General features: G+C 58.6%; 14 protein-coding genes. 9 read left to right on the top strand and 5 right to left on the bottom strand.

Translation table 11 applies throughout. The features are described from left to right. Nucleotides 1-37: 37 nt before the first annotated feature. Nucleotides 38-1411 carry an MmgE/PrpD family protein gene (locus tag CO667_RS02055; RefSeq protein WP_097616780.1) on the top strand — a complete coding sequence of 458 codons (1374 nt, stop codon included), beginning with the start codon at nucleotides 38-40 and terminating at the stop codon, nucleotides 1409-1411. Between the two features lie 66 nt (nucleotides 1412-1477). On the opposite strand, the gene yghX is transcribed toward CO667_RS02055, so the two are convergent. Next, complete coding sequence (gene yghX, locus CO667_RS02050; RefSeq protein WP_097616777.1) at nucleotides 1478-2365, bottom strand: YghX family hydrolase; 888 nt, start codon at nucleotides 2363-2365, stop codon at nucleotides 1478-1480. 317 nt (nucleotides 2366-2682) lie between these two features. Between yghX and CO667_RS02045 the strand changes: the two genes are divergently transcribed. The 5 genes from CO667_RS02045 to ugpC all read left to right on the top strand — a co-directional run bounded on the left by CO667_RS02045 (nucleotide 2683) and on the right by ugpC (nucleotide 8100). Continuing rightward, nucleotides 2683-3837 carry a Gfo/Idh/MocA family oxidoreductase gene (locus CO667_RS02045; RefSeq protein WP_097616775.1) on the top strand — a complete coding sequence of 385 codons (1155 nt, stop codon included), beginning with the start codon at nucleotides 2683-2685 and terminating at the stop codon, nucleotides 3835-3837. A gap of 13 nt (nucleotides 3838-3850) precedes the next feature. After that, nucleotides 3851-4735 carry a sugar ABC transporter permease gene (locus CO667_RS02040; protein WP_097616773.1) on the top strand — a complete coding sequence of 295 codons (885 nt, stop codon included), beginning with the start codon at nucleotides 3851-3853 and terminating at the stop codon, nucleotides 4733-4735. Next, nucleotides 4732-5589, top strand: a complete 858-nt coding sequence (locus tag CO667_RS02035; protein WP_097616770.1) for a carbohydrate ABC transporter permease — start codon at nucleotides 4732-4734, stop codon at nucleotides 5587-5589. The genes CO667_RS02040 and CO667_RS02035 overlap by 4 nt, the downstream gene beginning before the upstream one ends. Nucleotides 5590-5663: 74 nt before the next feature. Next, nucleotides 5664-6869, top strand: coding sequence for an ABC transporter substrate-binding protein (locus CO667_RS02030; RefSeq protein WP_097616768.1), 1206 nt, complete (start codon nucleotides 5664-5666; stop codon nucleotides 6867-6869). A gap of 97 nt (nucleotides 6870-6966) precedes the next feature. Continuing rightward, on the top strand, nucleotides 6967-8100 hold the full coding sequence (ugpC, locus tag CO667_RS02025) for a sn-glycerol-3-phosphate ABC transporter ATP-binding protein UgpC (protein ID WP_097616903.1): 1134 nt from the start codon (nucleotides 6967-6969) through the stop codon (nucleotides 8098-8100). 95 nt (nucleotides 8101-8195) lie between these two features. On the opposite strand, the gene CO667_RS02020 is transcribed toward ugpC, so the two are convergent. The 4 genes from CO667_RS02020 to CO667_RS02005 all read right to left on the bottom strand — a co-directional run bounded on the left by CO667_RS02020 (nucleotide 8196) and on the right by CO667_RS02005 (nucleotide 14559). After that, nucleotides 8196-11333: a hypothetical protein gene (locus CO667_RS02020; protein ID WP_097616767.1), complete on the bottom strand. Its 3138-nt coding sequence runs from the start codon at nucleotides 11331-11333 to the stop codon at nucleotides 8196-8198. Nucleotides 11334-11469: 136 nt separating this feature from the next. Next, entirely contained in the window at nucleotides 11470-12570 is a 1101-nt protein-coding gene (locus tag CO667_RS02015) for a D-TA family PLP-dependent enzyme (RefSeq protein WP_097616764.1), read from the bottom strand. After that, complete coding sequence (locus tag CO667_RS02010) at nucleotides 12571-14046, bottom strand: M81 family metallopeptidase (RefSeq protein ID WP_097616762.1); 1476 nt, start codon at nucleotides 14044-14046, stop codon at nucleotides 12571-12573. A 30-nt stretch (nucleotides 14047-14076) separates the two neighbouring features. Next, entirely contained in the window at nucleotides 14077-14559 is a 483-nt protein-coding gene (locus tag CO667_RS02005; protein WP_097616759.1) for a hypothetical protein, read from the bottom strand. Nucleotides 14560-14670: 111 nt separating this feature from the next. Between CO667_RS02005 and CO667_RS02000 the strand changes: the two genes are divergently transcribed. The 3 genes from CO667_RS02000 to CO667_RS01990 are packed head-to-tail and all read left to right on the top strand — an operon-like array spanning nucleotide 14671 to nucleotide 16776. Then, entirely contained in the window at nucleotides 14671-15060 is a 390-nt protein-coding gene (locus CO667_RS02000) for a RidA family protein (RefSeq protein ID WP_097616757.1), read from the top strand. Nucleotides 15061-15081: 21 nt separating this feature from the next. Then, entirely contained in the window at nucleotides 15082-15945 is an 864-nt protein-coding gene (locus CO667_RS01995) for a MurR/RpiR family transcriptional regulator (RefSeq protein WP_097616755.1), read from the top strand. 54 nt (nucleotides 15946-15999) lie between these two features. Continuing rightward, on the top strand, nucleotides 16000-16776 hold the full coding sequence (locus CO667_RS01990; protein WP_097616753.1) for an SDR family oxidoreductase: 777 nt from the start codon (nucleotides 16000-16002) through the stop codon (nucleotides 16774-16776). Nucleotides 16777-16799 lie beyond the last annotated feature (23 nt).

The raw sequence follows: 16799 nt of genomic DNA, 5'->3' as shown, positions 1-16799 counted from the left end.
TCCGCCGAGAACCAAACTCACGGAAAGACTTTCGTCAATGGCCACCATTCTCCGGACGATCGCGCAACAGGTCCTGTCGCGAACGACGTTCTCAGACCTTGCCATGGACCGGGCAAGAGATGCTGCGGTGGACACCATCGGCTGTATGATTGCAGGCAGGGGCGATGAAAGCGTTGTCGCGCTCACCCGCGCCTTCGACGGAGAAATCGCCGGAGGCGGCGCAGCGCGGCTCGTCACCGGCGGCTCCGCCTCGCCCTCGCTCGCCGCACTCATCAACGCAACGGCGGCTCATGCGCTCGATTTCGATGACAATTTCCATCCGGCGAGAGCGCATGCTTCCGCGGTGCTGGTGCCGGCCTTGCTGGCGGTTCTGGCGCGCGGCAAGACGACAAGCGGAAGACGGTTTCTCGATGCCTACCTGGCCGGGCTGGAAGCACAAGCGGCGCTCGGCTATGGCGTCAACCCCTCTCACTACAACAGGGGCTGGCACGCAACGGCGACGGTCGGCAGCATAGGGGCTGCGGCTGGCGTGGCTCGGCTCCTCGGCGCCGACGAAGAGAGCCTCGCCGCGGCGATGAGCCTCGCGACGAGCTTCGCCTGCGGCCCGAAAGGGCAATTCGGTACGACCGCCAAACCGCTTCATGCCGGCATTGCCGCGCGCAATGCCGTGGACGCGGCCCGCATGGCGCTTGCGGGCATGAGCGGCCGGACGGATATCCTCGAACGGCCGCAAGGCTTTCTCGATCTTTTCGGGGGCGATGATGCCAAGGGCTGGGAAGACCTGGCATTCGAGGAGGAGCATATCATCGAAAGCCGGGGCGTGGTGACCAAGTGCCATCCCTGCTGCGCTTCGACGCATCGGGCGATCGACGCGCTTCTGGATCTGAAGCAGGAGCATGGACTTTTGGCCAGCGACATTGCCGGGATCGAGACGAAAGTCGGCATATCCGCTGCCCGCAACCTCGCTTATCCCGATCCCACCGACGAGATGCAGGCACGCTTCTCGATGCAATATTGCCTGGCGACGGCTTTCCTCAAAGGCTCCCTTAGCCTTTCGGACTTTACACGGCAGGAGATTAGGCGAGCGGAAATCCGGGAACTCATGCCGCGCATCGAAATGCAGTCCTATTCGGCTGATGAGGAAAAAGGGGTGGAGCGCCTCCCGCATGTCGTCACGGTGACGCTGCGCGACGGGCGCATTTTGAACAAGTCCCGCTTGCATGCGAAGGGATCGCTTGAAGCGCCGATGAGCGTTCATGAACGTGAAGTCAAATTCCTGGACTGCTTGCGCTGGGGAAATCGGAATGTGTCCGGCGCCTCTTTCCTGCAGCTTCGCCGGCTTGCCGATTTTGAAAACCTGTCCGGCGACGATCCCTTCTGGAACCTGATCACAGGCCGTCAGTCGCCTTGACAGGCCACGGGACGGATAGGCGGCGGGGAATGGCTCCCCGCCGCAGCGCGTTCAAATCCGGCCTTCTCAGGCGAGGTATTTCGTAAACCAGTCGACCGTTCGCTGCCAGGCGAGCTTGGCTGCCGTCTCGTCGTAGCGCGGCGTGGAATCATTGTGGAAGCCGTGATTGACGTCGGGATAGATATGGGCCTCGTAGGTTTTTTGAGACGATTTCAGCGCGGCTTCATAGGCCGGCCAGCCTTCGTTGATCCCCTTGTCCAGCCCGGCATAATGGATAAGCAAGGGCGCCTTGATCTTCGGCACGTCCTCGGCGCGCGGCTGCCTGCCGTAGAACGGCACGGCGGCGGCGAGTTCCGGATAGGCCACTGCCGCCGCATTGGCGACGCCGCCGCCGTAGCAGAAACCGGTGATGCCGACCTTGCCGGTGGTGAGATCGCTGTGCATCAGGAACTCGACCGCCGCGAAGAAGTCGTTCATCAGCTTCTCTGGGTCGACCTTCTGCTGCAGTTCCCGTCCCTTTTCGTCGTTGCCGGGGTAGCCGCCGACCGAGGTGAGGCCATCCGGCGCCAGCGCGATGAAACCTGCCTTTGCCACCCGCCGCGCCACATCCTCGATATAGGGGTTCAGACCTCTGTTTTCGTGAACGACTACCACGGCCGCGACTTTGCCGGCGGCTTTTGCGGGGCGGACGAGATAGGCGCGGACATCACCATTTCCCTTTGGCGAGGGATAGGTGATGTATTCGGCTGATATATCGGGATCGGTGAACTCGACTTGGGTAGCGAGCGCATAATCGGGGCTCAGCGAAGCCAGAATGGCCGCCGCCGTCACGCCGCCGACGGCGAATTTGCCGGCCCGGTCGAGAAACTCGCGCTTGGTGATTCTCCCATGCGCATAATAATCGTAGAGTTCGAGAAGTTCCTGAGGGAAATCCTTGGCTGTCATACGGGTCATTCTGGTTCCTCCTGGCCTCTTTTGTTCTCATGCCATCCTACACAGGTAAGCTCGCGACTCTTTTCAACATTTCGCGAGTTTCGCGTGAGCTTGCCGGCTGGGGCAACCGGCGCTGAACGACTGCTTTGGCTTCGGGAGCATGCGCGCTGCGTCGGCGAACCGCGTCCGGCCAGTCGCTGTAAGCAATCGGTCGCCAGCTGTCGATCTATGAAAATTAATTTCATGCTTGCGCTTCGATGCCCGTTTTCTATTGACGCCTCTCGTTTTTTGTCCCAACTTAAAGAAAATAAATTACCTAAATTGGGAACTTGATCGGCATGAAAGTGGGAATCATCGGGCTCGGATTCCGGCTCGGCTATCTCGGCTATGTCTTTAAAGCGATCGATAGCAGCTTCGACATTGTCGGCTATGTGGATCCGGAACCCGCCGGGCTTCCCGGATTGACGGAAAAGGGAATTTCAGTCGGCAAGGCTTACGGTTCGCCGGAGGAACTGCTGGCGGAAAAGCTCGATCTGCTGATGATCGGCTCCCCCAATCACCTGCATCTCGATCATATCAGGCTCGGCCTTCAGGCCGGTCTCAAGGTCTTCTGCGAAAAGCCGATCGTTACGACCATCGCAGAAAGCATCGAGCTTGCCCATCTGATGGCGAAGTTCGGCCATGAGCGGCTGATGGTCGGCCTGGTGCTGCGTTACTCCCCGCTTTACAAGGATCTGCGCGCCATCCAGGCGGAGGGCAAGCTCGGCCAGATCGTGTCGATCGAGGCCTCCGAACATATCGAGCCCTATCACGGCGCCTTCTTCATGCGCGACTGGCGCCGCTACGAGCGCTATTCCGGCAGCTTCATGCTGGAGAAATGCTGCCACGACCTCGACCTTTATAATGGTGTCGTCGGCGCGCGGCCGGAGCGCGTCGCCAGTTTCGGCGGCCGCAAGAGCTTCATTCCGGCCAACGACCCGGCACGCGAAGGCATCAACGACCTCGAGCTTTTCCACCGCAAGCCGAGCGGCTGGATGGGTTCCGACAAGGTCTTCGACAGCGATGCCGATATTATCGACTATCAGGTGGCGATCGTCGAATATGCCAATGGCGTCGGCATGAACTTCCACACCAATCTGAACGTGCCCGACCAGTTCCGCCGTTTCGCCATCATGGGCTCGCGCGGCATGGCCGAAGGCGATTTCGTGCGCGGCTATCTCGATGTGCATGAGCAGCTGACCGGCAACAAGGTGGTCGAAAACAAATATGCCGCCACCGAGCTCTCCCAGCATTACGGCGCCGACGAACAGATGGCGAGCGATCTGCTGGAAAGTGTGCGCACCGGGCTCGAACTTCCCGTGTCCACGCTGAACGCGCTTGAAGCCGGAATTTTGGCGCTGGCGATGGACGAAGCGAGGATGAAGAAAACCGTCGTCGATCTCAGACCGATCTGGGACCGCTTCGACGAAGCCCTTCACGCAAGAGCGGCTTGAGGAGGGCGGCAGGATGAGTGTTCAAAGAAGCACGGTCATCTTTGCCTGGATCCTTCTCCTTCCGGCCGTCCTTTATGTTCTTGCCATCGTCGCCTACCCCCTCGTCGATACGTTCATTCTCTCCTTCACCGATGCATCGCTCAAGAAGACCACCAATTGGGTGGGCTGGATCAATTACGAGAAGATCTTCAACGAGCGCTTTGCCGAAGTCATCATCCGCACCTTCATCTGGACGTTCTTCTCGGTCGCGCTGAAAATGGTGATCGGCACATTCGGTGCGACCATGCTCAATGCCGCGGTGCCGGGGCGCTCGCTGTTTCGGCTTTTGACCATGCCGCCCTGGATCGTGCCGATGGCGATCGGCATCTTCATGTGGGGCTGGATGTATAATGGCCAGTTCGGGATGATATCGGGCATGCTGCAGCGCTTCGGCCTCGTCGATGGCCCGGTCGCCTTCCTCGCCTATGGCAGCACCGCCTTCTGGGCAACGATCATCACCGACGTGTGGATCGGCGTGCCGCTGGTGACGATCTACTTCCTGGCGGCGATCCAATCCATTCCCAAGGATCTTTACGAGGCCGCCTGGACCGATGGCGCCGGCCGCTGGTACCGCTTCCGCCGCATCACCCTGCCGCTGATGGTGCCGGCGATTATCACCATGTCGATGCTGTCGCTGATCGCCACCTTCAACTCGTTCGACATCATCTGGATCCTGACGCAGGGCGGGCCGAGCGGCGAGACGACGACGATGATCATCGATACCTATCAGACCGCGATCGGCTCGAAGAAATACGGGGAAGGTGCGGCGCGCGCCGTGCTGATCTGCATCTTCCTGTCGCTCTTCTGCTTCGCCTATTTCCGCGTCACCCGCCGTCTCAATCCGGAGAAGCGCGCATGAGCAGTGCAGCCATGATCGACCGTTACCGCTGGTGGGAAATCATCCTGATCTATTGCGGCATCGCGCTGTTTCTCTTCTTCGTGCTCTCGCCCTTCGTCGAGGGCTTCCTCGTTTCCCTGAAGCCGCTCGCCCAGCTCTTTTCCTCGCCCTACCGCTTCTGGCCGGAGAACGGCTCGTTCGAAGCCTACCGGACGATGTGGATCAGCGTGCCGGGCTTCGGCCGCTATATCTTCAACTCCTTCTTCATCTCGACCGTCGTCACGGTGATCGTGCTCTGCCTCGTCATCCCGGCGGCCTATGCCTTCGCGAAGTTCGAGTTCAAGGGCATGGGGATATTGCTCGGCGCCTTCCTGACGGTGAACATGTTCTCCGGCGCCGTGCTCTTGATCCCGCTCTTCCGCTTGATGCGCAGCATGGGCGTGCTCAACACCTATCTCGCCATGATCGTGCCCGGCGTCGCCTTCCTGATCCCGTCGGCGATCTGGCTGCTGCGCACCTATATGATCCGCATTCCCCAGGAGCTCAACGAAGCGGCCTATATGGATGGCGCCAGCCATTTCTACACGCTGCGCCGAGTCATCCTGCCCATCGCGATGCCGGGAATCATCGTCGTCGCCATCACCACCTTCATCGGCGCTTACGCCCAGCAATTCATCTTCGCGCTGACATTCAACTCGAAGACCGAATACATGCCCTTGCCGGTGGGGCTCTTTGCTTACTTCGGCAAGCAGGAGGTCATCTGGAACGAACTGATGGCGGCCTCCTTCGTCGGCATCGCGCCGGCGATGGTCGTCATCTTCTTCCTTCAGCGTTACCTCGTCGGCGGTCTGACCGCCGGTGCGGTGAAACAATAAGAGCAAAAAACAAGTGAACAGCTAACAACCACAATGGGAGTCACGACGTGAGCATTACCATTAAGACAGGCCTTATGGCGCTTGCCCTGCTCGGTTCGACGGCACTGACCGCAGTCACTGCCCAGGCGGCCGACAAGGAAATCAGCTGGATCTATTGCGGCGACACGATCGACCCGGTCCACACCAAATACATCAAACAGTGGGAAGAAAAGAACACCGGCTGGAAGGTCACGCCCGAAGTTGTCGGCTGGGCGCAGTGCCAGGACAAGGCAACGACGCTCGCCGCCGCCGGCACGCCCGTTGCCATGGCCTATGTCGGCTCGCGCACGCTGAAGGAATTCGCGCAGAACGATCTCATCGTTCCGGTGCCGATGACCGACGACGAAAAGAAGAGCTACTATCCTCATATCGTCGATACCGTGACTTTCGAGGGCAATCAGTGGGGTGTTCCGATCGCTTTCTCCACCAAGGCGCTCTACTGGAACAAGGACCTCTTCAAGCAGGCCGGCCTCGATCCCGAGAAGCCGCCGAAGACCTGGGCTGAAGAAATCGAGATGGCCAAGACCATCAAGGAAAAGACCGGCATTCCGGGCTTCGGTCTCTCCGCCAAGACCTTCGACAACACGATGCACCAATTCATGCATTGGGTTTACACCAACAACGGCGCAGTGACGGATGCCGAAGGCAAGGTCACGCTCGACAGCCCGCAGATTCTCGCCGCGCTGAAGGCCTACAAGGATATCGTCCCCTACTCCGAGGAAGGCCCGACGGCCTATGAGCAGAACGAAGTTCGCGCCATCTTCCTCGACGGCAAGGTCGCCATGATCCAGGCAGGATCGGGCGCCGCCTCCCGGCTGAAGGAGACGAAGATTGCCTGGGGCATCACGACGCTGCCGCTCGGTCCCGACGCCAAGGGCCCCGGCACGCTGCTGATTACTGACAGCCTGGCGATCTTCAAGGGTTCGGGGGTCGAGGACAAGGCGACGGAATTCGCCAAGTTCATCACCTCGCCCGACGTCCAGTCGGAATACGAACTGCAGGGCGGCGCCGGCCTGACCCCGCTGCGTCCGTCGGCGAAGGTCGACGAGTTCGTCGCCAAGGATCCCTATTGGAAGCCCTTGATCGAGGGCATCAACTATGGTGGCCCCGAACCGCTCTTCACCGACTATAAGGGCTTCCAGAACTCGATCATCGAAATGATCCAGTCGGTGGTGACGGGCAAGGCCGAACCGGAAGCTGCGCTGAAGAAGGCTGCCGGCGAAATCGAAGCCTTCAAGTAAGCGCTCTTGAGGCTTCTTCGGGCCGCGGCGGGATGGCCGCGGCCCTCCCCTTATGACGATCGAATGTGCGACGAAGGCCGCCGGCGGAGACAGATTTTTGGGACAGCTTCTTCTCAACAAAGTTCAGAAATTCTATGGCGACTACGAAGTTCTGAAGGGCGTGCAGCTCGAAGTCGGGAATGGCGAGTTCGTCGTCTTCGTCGGCCCGTCCGGCTGCGGCAAGTCCACGCTCTTGCGGATGATCGCCGGTCTCGACGCGACCAGCGCGGGCGACATCGTCATCGATGGCATCAGGGTCAACGACCTGCCGCCGGTCAAGCGCGGCATCGCCATGGTGTTCCAGTCCTATGCGCTCTACCCACACATGACCGTCTTCGAAAACATCGCTTTCCCGCTTCGCGTCGAAAAGATGGAGGAGCAAAAGCTCAAGGCCAAGGTGGAAAATGCCGCCCGCATCCTTCACCTCGAACAGCGGCTGCAGCAGAAACCCGGCATGCTGTCCGGCGGCCAGCGCCAGCGCGTCGCGATCGGCCGCGCCATCGTGCGCGAACCGAAGATTTTTCTGTTCGACGAGCCGCTGTCCAATCTCGACGCGGCACTGCGTGCCGACATGCGCATCGAGCTTGCCAAGCTGCACCGGGCGTTGAAGGCGACGATGATCTATGTGACGCACGACCAAGTCGAGGCGATGACCATGGCCGACCGCATCGTCGTGCTCGACGCCGGCGATATCTCCCAGACCGGCGCGCCGCTGGAGCTTTATCACAAGCCGGCAAACCAGTTCGTCGCCGGCTTTATCGGCAATCCGAAAATGAATTTCCTCCCCGTGACCTGCAAAAGCGTCAGCGTCAGCGGCGTCGAAGTGGAGTATCAAGGCCAGACGGCCGTTCTGCCGGTGACGCCGCGCGATGGCATGAGCGGCAAGGCTTTGACGCTCGGCATCCGGCCGGAGCATATCCAGCTCGGCGGCGGCGATATCGTCTTTACCGTGACGCCGACGGTCATCGAGCGCCTCGGGGCCAATACGGTCGCTTACGCCTCGCTCAACGGAGAGGGCGAGAATTTCTGCGCCATGCTGCCCGGCAGCGTCGGCATCCGCGCGGATGCGCCTGTTTCGACCGGCATCAATGCCAAGGACTGCCACCTCTTCGACGAGGCCGGCATCGCCTTCGAGCGGCGGGTGGAACTGACCGAAATCGATATGAACGTGATCAATCCGACGGCGGCTTGAAGCGACTTGCCTTTCCAGAGGCTTGCGGACGCGAAATCGTCGCAACAAGCAATGTTCGCAAAAGTATGCCCTAAGCAGTTCCTGGCCGTTAGTCGCTATTCGTCGCCTTCGCTTTTTTTGTTATCCTTTTCAATAGCTCGCATGAGTTCACCTTTTTTGAAATTGAGGGAAAGGGGCTTCAGCGCCTCCTCGGCCATATCAAGCAGGACCAAACGGTCATCTTTACGCCAGTGGTTCCAGTGAACACGGGTCAGGAAGTGAGATGCCAAGTTCACGCGCAGAAACTTTGCTGGTGGGAGGTCTCTGATTGCACGGTGAAGCGCGTCTTTGCCGCGACCGCTTTCGATGTCGGTGAGCCAAGCGCTATGTAGGATTTTTTCCATCGGCTCTTTGAAGGAAGGCTTTGCCACACTTTCCGCTAGGACCTTCTGCCGAGCTTGTTCGCAGAGATAGCCCATAGTTCGGCGGAGCGGTTGAGCAAGCATGTAAAACTCAACAACATCCACCATCATCTCGATGAATTTTTTAGCCTCATCGATATCCTCTGTATGTTTTCCGTTCGCTTGAAAGAATTTCAGCACATTTTCTGGGGTCGTTAGTTCTCGTTTAGCTTTTTCGTAATCTATAGCTACTCTGGTTTGTGTCCAGTGATGGATCAGAGCGCTTCCCAATTGAACAATTCCGGTTGCTATTCTTTGCTTCGTATCCCCGGTAAGATGTTCTGCTCCGGACCCCAGGATCATTACCCCGAGCGCCCAAACGCCGAGCGCGTATTGCAAACTGTCCAGGTTCTGCAAGTCCTGTTGATCTATCTCGTTTGCGTCGCTCGATCTTTGCTCGTCTTCAAGGCGACCTTCCTCGGCTACTTTTTCTTTAACGTAATCCGCGATATCGAGGATTCGTTGCTTTGCCTTTATGTCCCCCCGGTTGGCTTTTACTGCCGCCTGTGCCTGTTGAATCTTCTTCTGCAGCATATGCAGGCGGTCCTGCGATCCGAGCATGACAGAATGAATCTTGTCCGACAGGAGAAGGTGATTATCATCGTCGTCCAGTTTGAATTGAGCAAGGAGGTCGTCCATCAACCCCAAATAAGTACGAACGAGGTCGTCTGATGCCCCGATTTCGCAGTATAAATCGAACGATTGAAAGTCAAAATCGGACGCCTTAAAATCATAATATCTACCTGCGAGTTCATTTTTCAGGCTTAACTCGCTTGCTAGAAGATAGTTTTCGACAAATGGCAGAGAAAATCTAACATATCCGAGATTGTCGAAGTGAATTATTCCTTTATCAACAAACGCCTGAATGAACCTTAATGGATCAATCGCAAAATCGTAAAGCTTGGAAAACGTCTCTGTATACTCGACCAATTGAGCTTGCGAGAATGTCCTTCGTTCGACTTTAAGCTCGACTACGAGGTTGCGAAGGAAACGAGACCGGGTCGTTCGACTTAGTGCTATGTCCGATTTGTCATCGGCAACCACGAATGTCAGAAAGCCGTCAACGGCAAGCTGAATCAGTTCGGAGCGCCGATTGGCCTGCAGAAGCGCGGACAGCGTCTCCTTGGGTATTCCTGCAAAATAGCTTGGGTGGGCAGCTAACTCGAATTGATCGAAGGTTCTGCTCAATCGATAAGCGACCACTTCAGCTTCTGATGGCGACATCGAAAAATTCTTTTGCAGAAAAAGCGCTATATCGTGAAATGAAATAGAGCATAGTCGATATAGGTCCGCAGACTGCTCATTGGAAAACTCTGTCAGCTCAACAATCTGAGTCTCGTCGCGACTTATATATATAAATTTTGCGCCCGATTTCGATTTAATCTCCTCCCGAAGAAATGCCATCCTTGATTTGGAGGCTGTCGGAATGCCGTCTAATATATAAACAATTTGGATTCCGGATTCGTCAGCGACAAGATCGTCAACTTTGATGGACGCAAGGTGAGATAAAGTGTTCTTTGGGGGTGTTACAGCATCGCCATCAACGACTGTCGGCATGACCTGCGAAGTGCCGAGACCATTTGCCAATAGATGATCTGCAATTACCCAAGGGATGCTATCATCAGGATAAGTTGCGGGCAGAGTAAGAACCAGCGTATCATTCGTTAGCAATACGTCCGCTATGTCCTGCGGTTTGTCATCTTCACTATCGTCAATATGCTGCTGGCTTTCAATCTTCCGGACGCGTGGCACAGGAAGGCGGTAGCCTTTTTGCTGCAATTGGTATTCAGGACACAATTCCTTCAGCTTCGAACGAATGACCTTTTCCGCTTCTTCAAAGGCTTCTGTCAGAGGCCGTGTCGTAGTTGGCCGAGCAGCTTGGTCTGCTATTGTTAGATCAGCGGAACCCCTGCTGCGCTTTACATAGTTGATGAATTCCGAGTTGGAGAGCTGGAGTTTCAAAAAGTGCGCCGCGTTTGATGCCGCGATCTGCCGCACAGCCCCTGCAGACATGGACTCCAGTTCATTCTTGGAGGCGTCGGCGTGATCAGAAATACCACGGATCGTCAACGCAGGAATCGATCTTGCCGTGGCTCTTTCATATATCGAACCACTTTCTGTCTCTACCGCTAGAACCTTCCTGTCGATTTCCTTGAGCTTCTTGTTGTATTCGGCACTCTTGGTAACGGAAGCGCACGCAACCGTACCTTCCATCGCCTTCGGTTCGGTTAAAACTTCTCGCCGACCATTTCTGCCTGGAACATCTCCTGGAACCAACGTCTTTGCAAAACCACCCCGCTCAGTTTGCCAGTCTTTGTATAGCGGACGAAGGTCCTTCTTCATCCTTATGAAATTGAGTGCGGCAACCAGCGCTCGATCTGTCCGAAAATGAGTGGGAGAGAATTCAAGGTCCAGTTTGCCTTTCTCGATATCACTCGCCTTGGCGTTATCCAAAACGTCAAACACCTGAGTGCTGTAGCAGACGTCGCCCAACTGCAAATCATCGCTGAGTGAACCGGCAATCCCCAAGCAGATCGCCAGGCCAATATCGAAGTCAGCCAGAAGGGAAGACAGTGCATTGCCAGCATGGGTTCGCCCCATGCCCTCCTGCTTGATGATTATTATCGATAGGTCCTCGCAGGGCGAAACGACTGACGACCGAAACAAAATCTCGGTCGAAAAATCGTCTTGAAGCTCGAATACGTTGATGAACTCCTGACACTCTTCTTCCAGTGGAATCACTACGGCGATATCGAAGCGGCGGCGGCCAATGCGTGAATTTGCTGCGTTCATGATTCTCTACTGACGATGATACTTGCTCTCTGCCACTAATAGCCCGCTCAGGTAGTAACGCAAGCCCACGCGTCCCTACAGGCGGATCGAGACAGCATTCGTAGGGACGCAGCTCGCCCTCAACCGGAACCGACCGCTACCAGACGAGACCGCGGGCCGCGACATCCTCCACGCGGGTGACGATGCCGCCCCGATGGAAAACCATCGTATCGAACAGGTTTGATACCACGCAGGTGTGGTTCGGGATGATGAAGAGTTTCTCGCCGATCTGCGGCCGGGGGCCGGTGCAGTTCGAGAGATCGATGACGCCGTGTTCTTCCGAGAGGGTGCTGATCCGCGCCTGGGGATAACCGACGATCAGGCCGTAATCGCTGAAGCCTTGAAGATCCGAGGTCAGCGCCTTCGAGCCGGCATCGATGACGGCGCGGTCGGCGGTTGGCCGTGAGACGACGGTTGCCAACACATGCATGGCGCAATCCTCCTCGGTGCAATGGCCCATGCGCAGCATCTGGCGGTCGTTGTAGATATAGGTGCCGGCGCGGTGTTCCGTGGCCGAGGTGACGAGATGCGCCTCGAACAGGCTTGGCGTTCCGCCATTGCTGACGATCGGGCAGCTTATGCCTTCGGCTTTCAGTCGTGCCAGCGTTTCAGCGATGAAGGCTTCGACGGCGGCGGCCGATTGCGGCTTCGGATAGGTCACGATGCCGCCGAAGGTCAGGCCGTCGGCAGCGGCGATGCGCTTGGCGAGCGAGGCGGCATCGTCCGGTGTCTGCACGCCGCAGCGCCCGCCGCCGGTATCGCATTCCACAAGCACGGTCAGCGGCTTGTGGCCGGAGAAATGCGCTGCCAGCCCATCGACCGTCACCTCGCTGTCGGCGACGACCTTGAGGGCCGAAATTTTCTCGTTCAACCTGGCCAGGCGTTCGAGCTTCTGCTGTCCGAGGATGTTGAAGGTGATCAGGATGTCGCCGAAGCCGGCTGCGGCGAAGACCTCTGCTTCCGTCACCTTCTGGCAGTTGATGCCCTTGGCGCCGGCGGCGATCTGCGCGACGGCGAGGGCCGGGATCTTGTGCGTCTTGATATGCGGGCGGAAGTTCAGCCCGTGCCGATCCATATAGGATTGAACGCGGGCGATGTTTGCCGCCAGCCGGTCTTCGTCGATGACCGGACGCGGCGTCGAGAGATCGGCGATCCTGTCGCCTGCCTTGGCGACGACGGCAAAGCTGGCATCATGCATCTAAGCGGCTCCGCGTTGTAGCCCGTGTGGATCGGCGACGATCGGCCAGATCGTCTTCGGCGCTCGCCGATAGGGTGTCGTCGCCGGATTATTGGGATAGGGCGTTCCGGCGGAGCAGTAAAGGATCTCGGCGGCAATCTTCGAGAAGGAGGCGAAGAAGTGGTTGGTGGATTTGATCACCAGGATCTTCTGCTTGGTGGGATCGATGCCCATCACCGAAAACAGGCTGGGATCGAAGCTTTGGGCACGGGTCGAATTGAGGATGATGTCGATGCCGTCAAGCACGATATGAGCGGCATCGCCGAAGGGCGCCAGGCTCTCGCCGAATTGCATCTCGGCATTTTTCACCAGCCTGACAATCTTCACGGTGCCGTCGATCGGATTGCCGGTGCCGGGCGCCGACTTGGCGCCGAAGCGCAGCGGAATATCAGCCCCCTCGCCCGCCGCAAAACAGATCTGCACGGCGACCGGATCCCAGATGGTGCCGATTGCGGCACTGGTGACGCCGCGGGCCAGGAGTTCTGCGAGGATGACGGTCGCATCCCCTGCCGTGCCGCCGCCCGGATTGTCCCAGACATCGGCAATGACGACAGGCCATGCGGTGGCGGCCATCGCCCGCGACACGGCTTCCTTCTCGTCGATCTGCGGCACCATGAAAGTGCCGCGCTTGGAAAACAGTTCGAGGCCGAGTTCGCGCGCCAGAGCCGCGCCCTTTTCCGGCTTGTCGTCGGTCACGACAAGCAGTTTCGTTCCCATTTCGGGAACGTCGCCGACCATGAAGCCGTGGATCACCGAAATCGACAGAATATCCGGATCGTCCTTCTCGATCCGCATGATCTTGTCGACGAAGGAGCGCATCGGCTCGCGTGATGTCGGGAAGACGTCGATCATCCGGCAATCGAACACCGATATGGCAGGCTTGACCCGGCCTTCGAGCGTGTCGACGGCGATGCGCCAGAGATCCTCGGCACGATCGACGAAATCCGTATGCGGAAACTCCTTGAAATAGACGGCGAAATTGAGGGCCGCGACGCGTTTTGCGGTGAGGTGGCTGTGCGGGTCGAGCTCGGCGCAGATGAGCACGTCAGGCCCGACGATCGCCCGCATGCGCTGGAGAAGATCGCCTTCCGTATCCTCGTATCCGGCGGCCACCATAGCGCCGTGCAGACCCATGACGACGGCGTCGACCGGCATTGCCGCGCTGAGCTGGCCGAGGATTTCGTCACGCAGTTCCTCGTAGGTCGCCCGGTTGACGAGGCCGGCGGGGTCTGCCCAGGTGGCGGTTCCCTCGATCAGCTCCCAGCCTTTTTCCCGGGCGACGCGCCTGCCGACGGTGATCGGCGCGGTGCAGAGCGTCGGCGTTTCCGGATGCTGGCCGGGCGGGGCATAAAGCGAGGCTTCGAATGCGCGGCGATCCACGCAGATCGGGGAAAACGTGTTGGTCTCGGTCGCCAGTGCTGCGGTGAAAATGCGCAAGAAAGTGGCCTTCGTGTTGTCGGCCCCGCCTCAACCCATCGGGTTCGGCAGGTAGCCGGTGAAACCTGAGATTTTCCAGCGTCCTTGGTGAAGCCTGCAATAATAGAGCGTCTGCCATTGCAGGATGTCGCGGGTGCCGTCGGACTTGGTAATGCCGCCGTCGAACTTCTTGCGGACGAGCGCCGTCTCGCCTTCGATCTCGATATCTTCGAGCGTCGTCGTGGTGAAGATCGCGGTGCGCGCATCTTCCGCGAAACTCTGCTGGGCGAAATCCTCCGCCTGCCTCAGCCATTCCTGGCGATAGGCCGACCGCGTCGGAAATGCGAGGCGCCACTTGTCGGGGCTGACGGCCTTCTGAGCATCGATGCCGATGAAGCCCTCTTCAACGAAATCATGCTCGACCATCGACCAGTCGGCGGCCAGAAAGGCATCGATATCGCGCGGAACGAGCATTTCCCAGATCGCGGATCGGGCGCTGTCGGTGGGAAAAGGATTCAGGAAAGGATCGCGCATGTCTGCCCCGGATTGAAATTCTTTTCATAAATGGCGTTTTTCACTGGTCAAATTCTGCTTTCTATGGTCACTTGTCAACTTATCAAGAAAATAATTTGCAAGGACTTCAGCATGTCCATCAAGCGCTATGGCACTGTTCAAACCGGCGCCGGCGGCAAGGCCCTGCCTTTCGCGCGTGCGGTCGAAGCCGACGGATGGCTCTATGTTTCCGGCCAGGTTGCGATGGAAGATGGCGAAATCATCGACGGCAACATCATCGCCCAGACCCATAAGACGATCGCCAACGTTCTTTCGATTCTCGACGAGGCCGGATACGGCGTCGAGGATGTCGTGCGCGTCGGCGTCTGGCTCGACGATCCGCGCGACTTCTGGACCTTCAACAAGATCTATCAGGAGTATTTCGGCGAACATCCGCCGGCACGCGCCTGTGTGCAATCGTCGATGATGGTCGATTGCAAGGTTGAGATCGATTGCGTGGCCTATAAGAAGAAGGATGCATAGAGAAGAAGGGCGGGAGCGGATTTGGATATCTTTTCGACATTGCAGGAAGACAAGAGCCGGCTTTCTCCCTCCGAGAGCCGCATCGCGGAGATCATCGTCAACGACTTCGAATTTGCGGTGAATGCCTCGATCATCGAGCTTGCAGAACGGGCCAAGGTCTCGCCGCCGACCGTCACCCGCTTTTGCCGGCGGCTGGGTTGCGAGAGCTTTTCCGATTTCAAGGTGCAGCTTGCCCGGACCGCCCATATCGGCGTGCGGTATCTGAAGCCGGAATCGAAAAGCACCGATCCGGCCGATGTCGCCCAGGATATCATCACCAAGGCGCAGAACGCGCTCTTTCTGCTGCACCGGTCGCTCGATCTTGCCGCGATCGAAGCCGCCGTCGCGCTGATCGCCAAGGCCGATATGATCTATGCCTTCGGCTCCGGCGGCAATTCGTCGATGATTGCCGACGAGCTGCAGAACCGTCTCTTCCGTCTCGGGCTTCGCATCACCGCCAGTTCCGATCACAGTATGCAGCTGATGATGGCCGCCGCGGCAAGGCCGGGCGACGTGCTGATCGGCTCATCCTTCTCCGGCCGCAATATGGAGCTGGTGCGGGCCTTCGAGCTTGCCCGTGAGACCAAGGTGAAGACGATCGCTCTCACCCAGACGGACAGCCCGGTTGCCAAGGCCGCCGAAATCGTCGTGCCGATCGACCTTCCCGAGGGCAACAACATCTATCGGCCGACCTCGACGCGCATCGCCTACATCGCCACCGTCGATATTCTGTCGAGCCTCATCGCCTACGCCGTTCAGCCGAAGGCGACGACCACGCTTCGGCGCATCAAGCAGCAGCTGGTCATTCACCGCGACGGCGATGACCGGCAATTGCTTGGAGATTGAAGCCCACGAGATTGAAACCCACGAGATTGAAACAATGAGCGGGAGCGCGGGAAAATGACCCAATCGGCAGCGATCGTCACGGGTGCGGCGGGCGATATAGGTGCTGCGATCGCCGCACGGCTGGCCGATGAGCATGACGTCGTGTTTCTCGCCGACATCGATGCCGAGGCTGCGGCGGCGGTCGCTTCGAAGCTCGGGCCGGACAATCGCTTCGTCGCCGTCGGATGTGATGTGACCAGCGAAACGAGCATTGCCGAATTGGTTAGACGCGCTGGGGAAGTCGGCGTGGTTCGGACGCTGGTCAACAATGCCGGGGCGGCCCGCGCCACCAGCCTGCACGAGACGACGCCTGACATTTGGCGGGCGGACGTTGCGCTCAATCTCGAAGCGGCATTCCTGTGTTTCCGCGCCTTCGAGCCGATGCTGAAGGCCTCGAAGGGTTCCGTCGTCAACATCGCCTCGGTCAACGGCATCCATGTCTTCGGACATCCGGCCTATAGCGCCGCCAAGGCCGGCCTGCTGCATTTCACCCGGCTGGTCGCGGTGGAATACGGCAAGTTCGGCATCCGCTCCAACGCCGTCGCACCCGGCACGGTGAAGACGCAGGCCTGGGAGGCACGCGCGAGCGCCAACCCGAATGTTTTCGAGGAAGCGCGCCGCTGGTATCCGCTGCAGCGTGTCGTCGATCCGAAAGATGTCGCCAATGCCGTCGCCTTCCTGGCCGGTCCGCTGGCGGCAGCGATCACAGGCGTCTGCCTGCCTGTCGACTGCGGCCTGACGGCCGGCCAGGCGGAACTGGCGCGGACCTTCTCCCAATCGGAGCATTATTAAATTTGGGCCTCCGATCTCCGAGC

This window comes from Rhizobium sp. L43 (assembly GCF_002531725.1).
In the GTDB taxonomy this organism is placed as follows: Bacteria; Pseudomonadota; Alphaproteobacteria; order Rhizobiales; family Rhizobiaceae; genus Rhizobium.
This window is presented reverse-complemented; position numbering and strand designations above follow the sequence as displayed.

Excerpts from the sequence above, each read along its gene's own strand:
- CO667_RS02045 (WP_097616775.1), top strand. The coding sequence starts at position 2,683 with ATGAAAGTGGGAATCATCGGGCTCGGATTCCGGCTCGGCTATCTCGGC.
- CO667_RS02030 (WP_097616768.1), top strand. The coding sequence starts at position 5,664 with ATGGCGCTTGCCCTGCTCGGTTCGACGGCACTGACCGCAGTCACTGCC.
- CO667_RS02005 (WP_097616759.1), bottom strand. The coding sequence starts at position 14,559 with ATGCGCGATCCTTTCCTGAATCCTTTTCCCACCGACAGCGCCCGATCC.
- CO667_RS02015 (WP_097616764.1), bottom strand. The coding sequence starts at position 12,570 with ATGCATGATGCCAGCTTTGCCGTCGTCGCCAAGGCAGGCGACAGGATC.
- CO667_RS02020 (WP_097616767.1), bottom strand. The coding sequence starts at position 11,333 with ATGAACGCAGCAAATTCACGCATTGGCCGCCGCCGCTTCGATATCGCC.
- CO667_RS02000 (WP_097616757.1), top strand. The coding sequence starts at position 14,671 with ATGTCCATCAAGCGCTATGGCACTGTTCAAACCGGCGCCGGCGGCAAG.
- yghX (WP_097616777.1), bottom strand. The coding sequence starts at position 2,365 with ATGACCCGTATGACAGCCAAGGATTTCCCTCAGGAACTTCTCGAACTC.
- CO667_RS02055 (WP_097616780.1), top strand. The coding sequence starts at position 38 with ATGGCCACCATTCTCCGGACGATCGCGCAACAGGTCCTGTCGCGAACG.
- CO667_RS02035 (WP_097616770.1), top strand. The coding sequence starts at position 4,732 with ATGAGCAGTGCAGCCATGATCGACCGTTACCGCTGGTGGGAAATCATC.
- CO667_RS02040 (WP_097616773.1), top strand. The coding sequence starts at position 3,851 with ATGAGTGTTCAAAGAAGCACGGTCATCTTTGCCTGGATCCTTCTCCTT.
- CO667_RS01990 (WP_097616753.1), top strand. The coding sequence starts at position 16,000 with ATGACCCAATCGGCAGCGATCGTCACGGGTGCGGCGGGCGATATAGGT.